The 12,639-nt window shown below is 70.4% G+C and carries 12 protein-coding genes; 3 read left to right on the top strand and 9 right to left on the bottom strand.

The features are described from left to right. Positions 1 to 95: 95 nt before the first annotated feature. From DEJ35_RS01405 to DEJ35_RS01380, 6 genes are all read right to left on the bottom strand, one after another. Positions 96 to 3,128 (bottom strand): glycoside hydrolase family 38 C-terminal domain-containing protein, encoded by a 3,033-nt coding sequence (locus tag DEJ35_RS01405; RefSeq protein ID WP_111191899.1) that lies wholly within the window; start codon positions 3,126 to 3,128, stop codon positions 96 to 98. Positions 3,129 to 3,233: 105 nt separating this feature from the next. Beyond that, positions 3,234 to 4,127, bottom strand: coding sequence for a carbohydrate ABC transporter permease (locus DEJ35_RS01400; RefSeq protein ID WP_371836703.1), 894 nt, complete (start codon positions 4,125 to 4,127; stop codon positions 3,234 to 3,236). A gap of 5 nt (positions 4,128 to 4,132) precedes the next feature. Next, on the bottom strand, positions 4,133 to 5,083 hold the full coding sequence (locus tag DEJ35_RS01395; RefSeq protein WP_110894824.1) for a carbohydrate ABC transporter permease: 951 nt from the start codon (positions 5,081 to 5,083) through the stop codon (positions 4,133 to 4,135). 107 nt (positions 5,084 to 5,190) lie between these two features. After that, positions 5,191 to 6,549: an extracellular solute-binding protein gene (locus DEJ35_RS01390; protein ID WP_110859553.1), complete on the bottom strand. Its 1,359-nt coding sequence runs from the start codon at positions 6,547 to 6,549 to the stop codon at positions 5,191 to 5,193. Positions 6,550 to 6,751: 202 nt separating this feature from the next. Then, positions 6,752 to 7,594, bottom strand: a complete 843-nt coding sequence (locus tag DEJ35_RS01385) for a PhzF family phenazine biosynthesis protein (protein WP_111191898.1) — start codon at positions 7,592 to 7,594, stop codon at positions 6,752 to 6,754. 9 nt (positions 7,595 to 7,603) lie between these two features. Further along, positions 7,604 to 8,158: a DUF805 domain-containing protein gene (locus DEJ35_RS01380; protein ID WP_111191897.1), complete on the bottom strand. Its 555-nt coding sequence runs from the start codon at positions 8,156 to 8,158 to the stop codon at positions 7,604 to 7,606. Between the two features lie 108 nt (positions 8,159 to 8,266). Here DEJ35_RS01380 and DEJ35_RS01375 point away from each other — a divergent pair, with 108 nt between their 5' ends. Continuing rightward, positions 8,267 to 8,779, top strand: coding sequence for a hypothetical protein (locus DEJ35_RS01375; protein WP_111191896.1), 513 nt, complete (start codon positions 8,267 to 8,269; stop codon positions 8,777 to 8,779). A gap of 155 nt (positions 8,780 to 8,934) precedes the next feature. Here DEJ35_RS01375 and DEJ35_RS01370 read toward each other — a convergent pair whose 3' ends face one another. Continuing rightward, the gene (locus DEJ35_RS01370) at positions 8,935 to 9,888 is read right to left on the bottom strand and encodes a hypothetical protein (protein WP_111090934.1); all 954 of its coding nucleotides are present in this window, start codon (positions 9,886 to 9,888) and stop codon (positions 8,935 to 8,937) included. Positions 9,889 to 9,972: 84 nt separating this feature from the next. Continuing rightward, positions 9,973 to 11,244: an ROK family transcriptional regulator gene (locus tag DEJ35_RS01365; protein WP_110859548.1), complete on the bottom strand. Its 1,272-nt coding sequence runs from the start codon at positions 11,242 to 11,244 to the stop codon at positions 9,973 to 9,975. Positions 11,245 to 11,329: 85 nt separating this feature from the next. Between DEJ35_RS01365 and DEJ35_RS01360 the strand changes: the two genes are divergently transcribed. Together DEJ35_RS01360 and DEJ35_RS01355 are read left to right on the top strand one after the other, a co-directional pair. Next, positions 11,330 to 11,785 carry a GNAT family N-acetyltransferase gene (locus DEJ35_RS01360; RefSeq protein ID WP_027466669.1) on the top strand — a complete coding sequence of 152 codons (456 nt, stop codon included), beginning with the start codon at positions 11,330 to 11,332 and terminating at the stop codon, positions 11,783 to 11,785. A 29-nt stretch (positions 11,786 to 11,814) separates the two neighbouring features. Next, positions 11,815 to 12,153: an MGMT family protein gene (locus DEJ35_RS01355; RefSeq protein ID WP_111191908.1), complete on the top strand. Its 339-nt coding sequence runs from the start codon at positions 11,815 to 11,817 to the stop codon at positions 12,151 to 12,153. A 22-nt stretch (positions 12,154 to 12,175) separates the two neighbouring features. Here DEJ35_RS01355 and DEJ35_RS01350 read toward each other — a convergent pair whose 3' ends face one another. After that, positions 12,176 to 12,604: a DUF805 domain-containing protein gene (locus DEJ35_RS01350; protein ID WP_110859547.1), complete on the bottom strand. Its 429-nt coding sequence runs from the start codon at positions 12,602 to 12,604 to the stop codon at positions 12,176 to 12,178. Positions 12,605 to 12,639: the final 35 nt, after the last annotated feature.

Here is a 12,639-nt window from a genome sequence, read left to right as displayed (position 1 = left end):
CCACCCACCCGCACGCAACACGGCGCCGGACGGAACGCACCCGTGTCCCGTCCGGCGCCGCGGTCTCTCCCCGACCGAACGCCGGGCCCGCTGCCTCAGGCCCGACGCACGCGCAGCGTCACGATCTCGAACGGACGCAGGGTCAGCACGACCGGCTCCCCGGCCGACCACGAGCGCTCCAGCGGGCGCTCGAGCAGGTCGACCTGCGACACCGACTCGACGTCGAACCCGAAGGAGACCCCGACGTCCGTCGCCCGGCCGCCGAGCCCCTCGTACAGTCGCACGACGACGTCTCCGGAGCGGTCCTCGGCGAGCTTGACGGCCTCGACGAACACCTGCGGCGACGACACCGTGACGATGGGCGCGACCTCGGCCGACCCGGGGACGCTCCGGACCGGCAGGTTCAGCCGGTACCCGGAGTCGGCGGCGTCGAGCACCGAGTCCCCGATCCGCAGCACCGTCCGGAACACGTGGTGCCCCTGGTCGGCGTTCGGGTCCGGGAACGTCGGCCCGCGCAGCAGCGACTCCCGCACGAGCGTGGTGATCCCGCCGTCCGGCCGGGTCTCGCGCGTGATGTCGTGGCCGTAGGTCGAGTCGTTCGCCACCGCGACGCCGAACCCGGGCTCCGCGACGTGCACCCAGCGGTGTGCCGAGGTCTCGAACCGGGCGTGGTCCCACGAGGTGTTCTGGTGCGTCGGCCGGTCGATGTGCCCGAACTGGATCTCGCTCGAGGCCGACGACGCGAGCACGTCGATCGGGAACGCGAGCTTCAGCAGCTTCTGGTGCTCGTGCCAGTCGACCTCGGTCTCGACGGTCAGCTCCGGTTCGCCCTGCACGGCGGAGTAGCGCGTGGTGAGCGTCGACGATCCGAAGGACCGTTCCACCACGAGCGACGAGCCGTCGACCGAGACGGACGAGGCCGACAGCACCGTGCCGTTGCGCTGGTATGCGCGGTCGATGTCCCACGCCTCCCACTGGTTCGGGGTGTCGCGGAACACCGTGTACTCCGCGGCCGCAGCGCCGGGCGCGATCGCGTCGCGTCCGGTGGCGTGGTCGACGAACGAGACGACGTGGCCGGCAGCGTCGATGGTCGCGGTGACCACGCCGGTGTCGAAGACGAAGCGGTCGCCGCTCCGGACGGGAGGCACGGGTCGCGGCGCGTGGACGACCGAACCTGCCAGGGCGGTCACGTCCCCTGCCGCGACCGGCGAGGCGTTGAAGCGCACGACCGACGCGGCGTCGTCGGTGCCGGCGCGCGCCGTCGTCGCGCTGCCGGCGAGCGCCGTCGTCGCGCTGCCGATCAGCCCCTCGAGCACCTCGGCGACCCGGGCGTACTGCTCCTCGGCGTTCTCGTACACCCACGCGATCGAGGACCCGGGCAGGATGTCGTGGAACTGCTGCAGCAGGACGGTGTGCCAGGCGTCCTCGAGTTCGGCGTACGGGTACTCGCTGCCGAGCCGGACCGCCGCCGTCGCTGCCCAGAGCTCGGCTTCGCGCAGCAGGTGCTCGGAGCGGCGGTTGCCCTGCTTCGTGCGGATCTGCGACGTGTAGGTGCCGCGGTGGAACTCGAGGTACATCTCCCCCGACCAGACCCCCGGCGTCGGCAGCTCGGCCTCGAGCTGCTCGAACACCTGCGCCGGCGTGCCGAGCGTGACGTGTGGCGACCCGTCGAGGTCGTGCTGGCGGTGTGCGGCGCCGACCATCTCGCGGGTGGGACCGCCGCCGCCGTCCCCGAAGCCGTACAGGAGCATCGAGGTGTTCGCGGTGCCGCGTTCCTTGTTGTTCCGTTCGCCGCGGCGCAGGTCGGCGGGCGAGACGTCGGAGTTGTAGGTGTCGGCCGGGGGCAGGTGCGTCAGGACGCGCGAGCCGTCGATGCCCTCCCAGTGGAACGAGGTGTGCGGGATGACGTTCGTCTCGTTCCACGACGGCTTCTGGGTGACGAACCACTTCGACCCGGCGGCGCGGACGATCTGCGGCAGGGCACCCGAGTAGCCGAACGAGTCGGGGAGCCAGGCCTCCGGGGTGTCGATGCCGAACTCCTCCAGGAAGAAGCGCTTGCCGGCGACGAACTGGCGGGCCAGGGCCTCACCGCCGGGCAGGTTGGTGTCCGACTCGACCCACATGCCGCCGACCGGGATCCACCGGCCCTCGGCGACCCGCTGCTTGATGCGGGTCCAGATGGACGGGTACTCGTCGCGGATCCAGGAGTACTGCTGCGCGGACGAGCAGGCGAAGGTGAAGTCGGGGTCGCGGTCCATCAGGTCGAGCACGTTCGAGAACGTCCGCGCGCACTTGCGCTTCGTCTCGCGCACGGGCCACAGCCAGGCGGAGTCGATGTGGGCGTGCCCGACGGCGATCGCGCGGTGGGCGGCGGGGCTGGCGGGGACGGCGAGCACCGGTGCCAGGACCTGACGGGCGTCCGCGGCGGTGCCGGCGACGTCGTCCGGGTCCAGCGCGTCGGCGGCGCGTTCGAGTGCCCGCAGGATGTCGGCGCCGCGGGTGCCGTCGGTGGGGAGCTCGGCCATCAGCCCGCGCAGTACCCAGAGGTCCTGCTGCAGTTCCCACACGGTGTCGTCGCGCTCGACGACCTCGAGTGCCCTCAGGCGGTAGATCGGGTCGTCGCCGGCGGTGGAGCGCGAGCCGAGCGGGGTCGCACCCTGGAACGAGTCGCCGCCGATGTCCGGGTTCGCCCCCGCCTCGATCCAGAGCTCGAAGGACTCCCCCGGGCCGACCTCGAGCGGCACGGTGTCGTTCCGCGGCTCGATCGCCTTGATCGTGGAGCCGTCGGCGCGGAACGCGAGTCCCTCGGCCTGGAACCCGGGCTGCCGCTTGGTGAACCCCAGGTCGACGAGGAGCTCGGCGGTGGTCCCCGGCGCGGTGCCGAAGTCCGCCGGCACGGTACCGGTCACCCGGAACCACGTCGTGCCCCACGGGCGTCCGCCCCAGTGCGACCCCACCGTGAACGGTGTGTACGTCTCGCCCACGGCGGCGTCGAAGGGCACCGGTTCACCCGGCACCTCCCACGCCTCGATCGTCACCGGCGCCGAGCGACGGAGGACGGCGGGGTCGACACGGTCGCGCACGAGGCGGGCGATCCGGGCCTCGACGAGCGGTTCGTCCTGGTGCATGTGCTTCCTTTCTGGTTCGCGGGACACCGGTGTTCGCGGATCGGACCGCGGTTCGCGGGTGTTCGACGCGCGAACACCGGTGTCTTGCGGGGGTGGGGGCCGGCGTCAGCCCTTGATGCCGCCGGCGAGGGCGTTGCCGCCGCCGAGGCCTCGGGACACGATCACGTAGAGGGCGATGACGGGCACGGAGTAGACGATCGAGAACGCGGCGAGCTGGCCGTACGCCACTGCCCCGTTCTGCCCGAAGAAGTTGAAGATGCTCACCGCGGCGGGCACCTTCTCGGGCGAGAGCAGCAGGACGAACGGGACGAAGAAGTTCCCCCACGCCTGGATGAACACGAAGATGAACACGACGGCGATGCCCGGACGCATGAGCGGGATCACGATGCGGGTCAGGGTGGTGAGCATCGAGGCGCCGTCGGTCCACGCCGCTTCTTCCAGCGAGATCGGCACCGAGTCCATGAAGTTCTTCGCCATCCAGATCGCCATCGGCAGCGACGTGGCGGCGAGGAAGAAGATGCAGCCCCACACGTTGTCGATCAGGTTGAGCGACACGAACAGCGCGTAGACGGGCACCATCATCGCGGTGATGGGCAGGCCGGTGCCGAACAGGATGCTGTACAGGAACGGCTTGTTGACGCGCATCTTGTACCGGGACAGCGGGTACGCGGCGAGCAGCGCGAACACCACGGTGACGACCGCGGTGCCGCCGGAGAGCAGCAGGCTGTTCGCGAGCGGGATGAACGACAGCTCGGGGGTGAGCACCTTCGCGAAGTTGTCGAGGGTGAACTGCGAGGGCAGCTTCACCGACAGCGACGCCTGGGTGTCGAACGAGGCGAGCACGAGCCAGAGCAGCGGCACCGCGAAGCACACCGCGATGACGAGCAGCACGGTGTTCGACACCCACCGCATCGTGCGGCCGCGCGGCGACGTCATGTGCATCGACCCCGGTGCGGTCACCGAGCGGGTCGTGGTCTGGTCGAGGGACGGGGCTGTCATGGCCATCAGTCCACCTCCGGCTTGAGGGCCCGGATGTAGATGATCGAGAAGACCGCCCCCACCACGAGCAGGATGGTCGCGATCGCGGTCCCGAAGCCGAGCTGCGAGAACTTGAACGCCTCCTGGTACGCCAGGATCGGCAGGGTCGACGAGTTCGTGCCCGGACCGCCGCCGGTCATCACGAAGATCAGCGTGAAGACCGACAGGGTCTGCAGCGTCGTGAGCATGAGGTTCGTCGAGATGCTCCGACGGATCACCGGGAGCGTGATGTAGACGAGCCGCTGCCAGCCGGTGGCTCCGTCGACCTCGGCGGACTCGGTGATCTCCTCCGGGACCTCCTGCACGGCGGCCGAGTAGACGAGCATCGAGAACGCGGTGCCACGCCAGATGTTCGCCAGGATCACGGCGAGCATCGGGTACGTGTAGAGCCAGTTCGCGCCGGTGATCCCGATCGACGCCAGGAACGTGTTGAGCGTCCCCTCGTCGTTGAAGAACGCGTACGCCGCGAACGACGCCACGATCTCCGGCAGGACCCACGCAGCGACCACGAAGGTGCCGACGATCGCCCGGACGGCCTTGTTGGCCGAGCGCATCAGCAGGGCCAGCCCGAGGCCGAGCACGTTCTGTCCCACCACGGCCGAGGCCAGCAGGAAGACGACGGTCAGGATGACGGACTTCGGGAAGTCCGGGTCCTGGAACAGCTCGACGTAGTTCTGGAACCCGACGAACTGCTGGTCGGCCGCGCTGGCACCGGTCAGCGCCGAGTTGGTGAACGACCCGTAGAACGACGAGATGACGGGGCCGAGCAGGAAGATGACGAGGAGGACCAGGGCGGGCAGGAGCGGGACCGCTCGTCCGACGTTCCGCAGTGGTCGCCGCTTCCGCGGCACGGGTGGATCGGTGCGCTTCGGCGCACCGGGCGCCGACAGCGTCGGCGCGAGGGGGGTGCTGGACACGATGGGTGCCTTCCGGGTGCGGAGGGGTTCCGAAGGTGGGGAAGGACGGACGGGAGGCGCGGTGCGGGACCGCCCCGCGCCTCCAGGCCGTCAGTGGGTGACGTCCGTCAACCAGCGGAGACGGTGTTCTCCTTGCCGACCACCTGCGTGACGGCCTTGTCGTAGGCGGCAGCCGCGTCCTTCGGCGACTGCTGACCCGTCATGACCGCTTCCATCGCGACCTGGATCGCGTTGGAGACCTGCGAGTAGTCACTCGTCGCCGGGCGGAAGTTGGTGTTCTCCACCAACCCCGAGAAGAACTTGAACGTCGGGTTCGCCGCCGTGTAAGCCGGGTCGTCCGCGACGTCCTTGCGGACGGCGATCTGACTGTTCTCGGTGTCGTACTTCAGTGAACCGTCCTTGTCGAGGAAGCTCGTGATGAAGTCGAACGCCGCCTGCGGGTTCTTCGACTTCGCGCCGACCGCCAGGGTCCAGCCGCCGGACATCGAGTTGTAGCCGGGAGCCTGCCCGTTCTGGGTCGGCATGGGTGCCTGGCCCATCACGTCGTTCCACTCGGGCCACGGCGCGGTGCCGGACTTCAGCCACGTGCCGGACTGCCACGAACCGTCCAGGTCGATCGCGAGCTTGCCCTTCGGCAGCCACGTCTGGGCGATGGTCGTGCCGACGTTCGTGTCGAGCGCCTGCTGCGGTGTCGGGCCGAGGCCGCCCTGGTAGACGTCCTTCACGAACTTGAGCGAGTCCTCGAACTGCTTCGAGCCGGTGACCCACTTCTTGTCCTTGTACAGGGTGTTGCCGGAGCCGTCGGCGCCGTACAGGAGCATCTCGAAGCCCTGCATGGTCGAGGCCTCGCCCTGCGCCTTGCCCGAGTAGATGTTGAACGGGATGACGTCGGGCTGCTTGTCCTTGATGGTCTTCGCTGCCGCGAGCACGTCGTCCCAGGTCTTCGGCTTCCACGGGACCTCGAGCCCGGCCTTCTCGAAGATGTCCTTGTTGTACCAGAGGGCTCGGGTGTCGGTGCCCATCGGGACGCCGTAGATCTTGCCGTCGTCACCCTGCCCGGCCTGCTTGGCGTTGTCGAAGAACTGGTCCCACTCGTCCCACTTGTCCGTGTACTCGTCGAGTGGCAGCAGGTAGCCCGCCTCGGCATCGGCCTTGACGAGGAACGTGTCCTCGTACATGACGTCCGGGGCGGTGGCCGGCGCCTTGTTCATGAGCGCGAGCTTCGTGTAGTAGTCGTTGCCCTGCGCCTGGATGGGCACGAGGGTGACCTTCTTGCCGGGGTTGTCCTTCTCGTACTGCTTCTTGACGACCTTCATCTGGGCGTCGAGCTGCTGGAAGGCGCCGAACTTCTGGTACGCGATCTTGATCGTGTCGCTCGAGGCGGACCCCGAGCTCGAGCAGCCAGCCAGACCGACTGCGGCCACGGCCACAGCTGCGAGTCCGGCGATGATGCGGGTGCGTTTCATCGGTGCTCCTTTGCACGGGTGATGTCCGCGGGCACCATCGCCCGCGCGCAGGATTAGTCCACCGTATTGACTTAACCGTGTCAAGGAGTTTCTGGGGCGGAATCGGGCGTGCCGGGCGGAATCGGGCGTACCGGGTCGGAAGTTTCGACCAGGTACGCCCGATTCCGCTTCCCATCGCGTGCGTTCTGGGAAGGAACGTCTGTCAGGAGATCGGGGTCGCGCTCCCCGTCACCGTGATCCCGCCGGCCTCGGGCACGTCCACGAGCAGCAGACTCGGACGCCCGACGTGCCGCCCCTGCCGGATCGTGACGCGGTCGCCCGGCTGCGCTGCACCGATCTGCCGCAGGTACGCCCCGGTCGACGCCGCGGCCGATCCCGTCGCCGGGTCCTCGGTGATGCGCCCGGCGGGGAACAGGTTGCGCGCCTCGTACTCCCGGTCGTCGGTGCGGTACAGCACCGTGATGATCCCAGCCCAGCCGGCCGAGCGCTTGAGCTCGGCGAGGGGCCCCGGCGCGAACCGGAACTGGTGGAACAGCTCGCGGTCGTGCAGCACGAGCACCGGGTTCCAGTTGCCGGCGAAGGACTCCAGCACGGGGAACCCCGGAGCGATGTCCACTGCCTCGAGTCCGAGCAGGTCGAACAGCCGCGCCAGCAGGGCTGGTTCGATGTCCCGTGTCGCCGGCTCGACGCTCGTCATCGCGACCTGCACCGCGCCGTCCGAACCGACGGTCGCATCGAGGGCGACCTCGCCGGCCAGGGTCGTGAACACCCGGCGGCCCGGCCCCTCGCGCTCCGCCAAGGCGACGGCCAGTGCAACGGTGGCGTGCCCGCAGAACGGGACCTCGGCGCTCGGCGAGAAGTAGCGGACGCGTGGCCCGGTCACCGTCGCACCGACGACGAAGGCGGTCTCGGGGTACCCGACCTGCCGGGCGATCGCGAGCATCTGGTCGTCGGTCAGTCCGGCCGCGTCGAGCACGAGCCCGGCGGGGTTGCCTCCGCCCGGCTCGGCGGCGAACGCGGTGTACCGGAGGATCTCCTGCTGCATGCCCCGACGCTACTGCAGCGTCACGACCGGGTGCGCGGGCCGATCGCCCACGGGTGGCCCGGACTGCTGCGGTGCCGCGGGTGGCTCCGAGGGCAGCGCGAGGAACACGGCGAGCGCGATGTTGCCGGCGGGCACGAGGTACAGCAGGACCCACCAACCGGATCGGTTCGTGTCGTGGAGCCGCCGCACCGCGATGGCGATCCAGGGCAGCAGCGCCGCGAGCCCGACGACCACGAAGACGCCCAAAGCGGCCTTGGCGAAGACCGGCATCGACGTGAGCAGGAACCACCAGACCGGGAACGGGTTGAAGGACTGCATCGCCTGGTCGAGGACGCGCGTCTCGTCCGGGCTCGGCACGGTCGGCGGCGTCATGAAGAGTCCGACGCCGTACACGATGTTGATCGCAGCGGAGATGATCGCCCACCAGAGCGCCCACCACCAGAACTCGGCGCGAGCGGCACGACCCCGGAACACGAGGTACCCCCGCCAGAACCGCGAGAACGAGGCGGGGAACGTCGCCTGGTGCCAGGGGACTCCGACCGGTGGCTGCTGCGTCTGGTGCACCGAACCTGCTTACCGAAGCGACCTGAGCAGGCGGGTGGGGGTAACCCCCGGCCGCTTCCGGGTGCGCACGTGATGTTTCAGCGCCGCGTCCGTCGTGAGACTGGATCCATGAGCACCGACACGCGCCCCACCACCGCCCGCCGCACCCTCCGGATCGCCCTCGCCTCCACCGCCGCGGTGTCCGCCCTGCTGCTGACCACCGGCTGCAGCGCGATCCAGGACATCGTGCCGAACAAGACCCCGCAGAAGCACTTCGACGCGTACTCCGACGCCCCACGTTCCGGGGAGTCCGAGGACCTGGCGTTCTTCATGCCGAAGTGGGTGCCGGAGGACGCGAAGGACATCGATGTCCGCCTCCACGTCTCCCGGCCCGGGTACGTCATCGGGTTCGCGTCGAAGGACGGCGTCGACGTGGACGACTGCACCGCGCTCGATGAGTCGTACGGCGGCACGGCGATGACCGCCGACTTCCTGCCCGAGGAGATCCCGAGCAAGGGCCTGGTCACCTGCGGCGACGGTCGCGCGGTCACCGAGATCGACGGCCGCTGGTACGGCTGGACCACGAAGGACGCCATCCCCGGTCAGGACGACACCCAGACCATGCACGGTTCGGCGCACTGACCCCGCCCCGCTGTCGGCCGGGAGGCGCGGAGCGGCCCCGCACCGTGCCTCCCGTCCGCCCTGGGGCCGGCCCCACCGCCCATGGCGTGCAGAAACGGTCGGGTCCCCGCTGCTGACCCGACCGTTCCTGCACACGGAGTGGGCGGAAGGCCGTGTCAGCGCTCCGTGACCTCCGAGAAGTCCGGCGTCCCGTCGGGCAGCGCGGGCAGGGGCGTGCCGTCGACGTAGCGGGGCCACGCCAGCGCACGGGAGGCTGCGGGACGGGCCGCGTAGCGACGACCGTCGGACGCCACGACCGTGTCGGGGGCCGGCGTCGGCGTCGGTGGCGACGCGGGCGGGACGGGCGCGGCGAGCAGCGGAGCCGCGGGCACGGGAGCGTCGGGCGTCGGCGTCGCGCTCCATGCCGGCTGCGGGTCGGGCACCGACCACGTCGCCGACGGCACCGCGGCCCGCGGACGGAACAGTGCGTTGCTGAGCGGCACCACGACGGTCCCGAGCAGGTCGAGGATCACCACCACCCAGACGAGCCGCCAGTAGCCCCGCGCGTAGTCGACGTCCGGCGCGAGCAACGGGATCGAGAGCAGCAGTGCGAGCAGGGCGATCACGCCGACGGTGGCCTTGGCCACGACCTGCAGCGCTGGGGTCGGGTAGCGGCGATGGATGACGAGCAGCAGGTGCACGTGCAGCAGTGCCACCCGGGCCACGCCGACGAGCCACATCCAGTGCCAGAAACGCTCCAGGACGAGCCAGATCCCGTCGTCGTCGGCCAACGGGCTGCTCGGCACGATCCACACCTTGACCAGCCCGGCGACGAGCAGGTACATCGACGTGACGATGCTCACGAAGGCGAAGGTCCCCGACCGCCTGGACGAGACGTCGGCGTCGTACCAGGACAGCAGCGCGAAGACGACCACCACCACGACGGTCAGGAGCAGCTGCACCGCGACCCGTCCGAAGTCGCCGATCAGTACCGCGATGATCCCGATGAGTCCCGCGGCGACGACCGCGCCGATGATGGTCCGGAAGACGAGCGGGCGCACCCGGGCCCACCGCGGGTCCATCGCGTCGGTCGCATTCGCCGCGTCCGTGGCCTGCGTCGTGTTCGTCATGCGTCCCCCACCGTTCCCCGCCTCGGGGCGGATCGTCGATCGGCAGCGTAGCGGGCCGAGGCGGGTACGACGCGGCGTGCGGACTCAGCGCCGGATCAGCAGGGTGCTGGCCCGTGGCGAGAGCGCGGCGTCGAGCACCAGGCAGGCGGCACCCACGGCGGCGACGTCGGCACCGCGGTCGCTCTCCACCACCTGCACGGCGTGCTTCGGCACGAGCAACGGCGACCCGACGATGGCGGTCCGCGCGGCCGGCAGAGCAGCACTCGCGATGCGCGACCAGAACGGGCCGCCGAACACCACGCGGTCGATGTCGAGCAGGTTCACGATGAGGACGACGGCGTTGCCCATGACGGTGCCGGCATCGGCCGCGAGCGTGACGGCGGTGTCGTCCCCGTCCGCGATCGCCACGGCGAGTTCGTCCCACGCGGCGTTCACAGCGTCGACATCGGCGGCGTCTGCATCGGCATCGGCGACCGCGCCGCCGCCCGACAACCCGAGCCCCCGCGACCGGGCGATCCGCACCAGCCGGTCCGGCGCGACGGCTGCACCGACCTCGCCGCGCGTGCCCGAGCCGTCCGGGGTGCCCGCGAGCGACCCCTGGTCGACCATGATGTGCCCGGCGTCGCCCGCGTTGGACCCCACCCCGCGCACGGGTTCGTGGTCGACGACGAGCCCGACGCCGAACCCGGTGCCGAAGTACACGAACGCGAAGTTCCGGGCCGAGGACTCCCCCGCCAGGAACATCTCGCCGACCGCGGCAGCCGTGACGTCCTTCTCGAGCAGGACCGGGTACCCGGTGGCCTCGGCGAGCGCATCGCGCAGCGGCACGTCCCGCCACCGGGGCAGGAACGGCGGGTCGACCACGATGCCCGCCTCGACGTCGATGGGTCCGGGACTCGCGATCCCGACTCCGAGCACGCTGTCGACGGCCACCCCGGCGTCGGCGACGAGCCCGTCGACGGCCGAGGCGATGGTGCGCACCACCTCGGACGGGTCGTCGGCCGTGGGGGTCGAGGTGGTGGACGCGGCGACGACGGTGCCGGCGAGGTCGAGCAGCACGTAGGTGACGACGGCCGGGTCGACGTGCACGCCGACCGCGTACCGGCTGCCCGGTTCGAGCCGCAGGATCGTGCGGGGCTTGCCGCGACCGGACACGACGGTGCCGGACTCGACGATCATGCCGGCCTCGATCAGGAACCGGGTGACGTTCGACACGGTCTGCGCGCTCAGTCCGGTGCGGGCTGCGAGTTCGACGCGGCTCAGGCCGTCGGGTGAGCGGCGGACGGCGTCGAGGACCACGGTGCGGTTGAACCCGCCGATCGACGGGAGGTTCGCTCCGCGTCGATGCTCTGCCATGCCGCGACCATACCGCGGCAACGGTGCGGTCTCGGTCTGCCGTCGTCTCTGGCTTCCGCACGGTCTGCACCGTTAGCCTGGCCGCATGTCCGACCTGCGCCTGGAAGAACTCTCCGCGAAGACCGCTGCCGCGGCCAACTCCCTGACGCTCAAGCCGGGCCAGGAACAGTTCGTGCAGCCGACCACCTACGGGGTCGCCGAGTCCGACGTCAAGCCGAGCTCCGCGTGGACCCGTGTCGTCCTCGACGACGACGAGGTCCTCGGACTGATCATCGGTTCGTTCGACGCCGACAACGCGCAGGAAGAGCTGCGCAGCTGCATCTGGCGCGTCAACGTGGCGGCGAGCGCGCAGGGCCGGGGCGTCGGTCGCTTCGCCGTGCACGGCCTGGCGGACGAGGCACGCAGCCGCGGGTTCGAGCGGCTGACGGTCGTGTACGAGCCGGGCGGTGACGACAGCCCCGAGGCGTTCTTCCGCGCCGTGGGCTTCGAGGTCGTGCGCGAGACCCAGTACGGTGACCACTTCGCGGTCCTGACGCTCTAGCGCTCTCCGACGCCGTGCCCTCCGACGACGTGGCATCCGACGATGACACCGTCGACTTCGGCGCCGCCGTCGCCGAGGTGGTGCGGATGATCCCGCCGGGTCACGTCATGACGTACGGCGACGTCGCCGCAGCCCTCGGGTCGCGGGCGTCGCGTGCCGTCGGCAAGGTGATGGCGCACGAGGGCGCCGACCTGCCGTGGTGGCGCGTGGTGCGGGCGGGCGGGCACCCGCCGCTCCACCACGAGGCCCGGGCACTCGAGCACTACCGCGTCGAGGGGACGCCGCTCGTGCAGGGGACGTCGGCCTGGAGGCTCGACATGCGTCGTGCGCGCTGGTCACCCAGCACGGACGCGGACGACCCGTTCTGACCTCGCGCCACGCAGGTCGGCCTCAGCGGTCGAAGCGCGCACCCTTCGGGTTCGCGGGCAGCAGGCACAGCACGTACACGATGAGCGAGCCGAGGCCCGGCAGCACGTGCAGGAACTGCCAGAAGCCGGACAGGTTCGCGTCGTGCAGCCGTCGGGCGCCGAGCGCGAGCGACCCGATGAGCGTCGCGAGCACCCACAGCATGAACAGGTACGAGCCGACGGGGTTCTCGAGCGCCGGGGAGTCCGGCGTGAACACCTGCGGCACGAGCTGCAGCACGAGTCCGATCGCGAACGACGTCAGCCACCACCACCAGAACTCGGCGCGCGATGCCCGTCCGGTGAACACGGTGTACTTCCGCCAGAACCGTCGGACGGCCTCGGTGAAGGGGGCACCGTAGAAGGGGTCGTGCAGGGCGACGCCGCCGGGCTGCACCACGCTGTCGTTGCTCATGGAGCAAGCCAACCACGTGGTGCAGCCCGATCGGG

The organism is Curtobacterium sp. MCPF17_051 (assembly GCF_003234595.1).
GTDB lineage: Bacteria > Actinomycetota > Actinomycetes > Actinomycetales > Microbacteriaceae > Curtobacterium > Curtobacterium flaccumfaciens.
The sequence above is the reverse complement of the archived record's forward strand: the minus strand, read 5'-3'. Positions and strand labels throughout refer to the sequence as shown.

Excerpts from the sequence above, each read along its gene's own strand:
- DEJ35_RS01385 (WP_111191898.1), bottom strand. The coding sequence starts at position 7,594 with ATGCAGCAGGAGATCCTCCGGTACACCGCGTTCGCCGCCGAGCCGGGC.
- DEJ35_RS01350 (WP_110859547.1), bottom strand. The coding sequence starts at position 12,604 with ATGAGCAACGACAGCGTGGTGCAGCCCGGCGGCGTCGCCCTGCACGAC.
- DEJ35_RS01405 (WP_111191899.1), bottom strand. The coding sequence starts at position 3,128 with ATGCACCAGGACGAACCGCTCGTCGAGGCCCGGATCGCCCGCCTCGTG.
- DEJ35_RS01400 (WP_371836703.1), bottom strand. The coding sequence starts at position 4,127 with ATGACAGCCCCGTCCCTCGACCAGACCACGACCCGCTCGGTGACCGCA.
- DEJ35_RS01375 (WP_111191896.1), top strand. The coding sequence starts at position 8,267 with ATGAGCACCGACACGCGCCCCACCACCGCCCGCCGCACCCTCCGGATC.
- DEJ35_RS01365 (WP_110859548.1), bottom strand. The coding sequence starts at position 11,244 with ATGGCAGAGCATCGACGCGGAGCGAACCTCCCGTCGATCGGCGGGTTC.
- DEJ35_RS01390 (WP_110859553.1), bottom strand. The coding sequence starts at position 6,549 with ATGAAACGCACCCGCATCATCGCCGGACTCGCAGCTGTGGCCGTGGCC.
- DEJ35_RS01360 (WP_027466669.1), top strand. The coding sequence starts at position 11,330 with ATGTCCGACCTGCGCCTGGAAGAACTCTCCGCGAAGACCGCTGCCGCG.
- DEJ35_RS01370 (WP_111090934.1), bottom strand. The coding sequence starts at position 9,888 with ATGACGAACACGACGCAGGCCACGGACGCGGCGAATGCGACCGACGCG.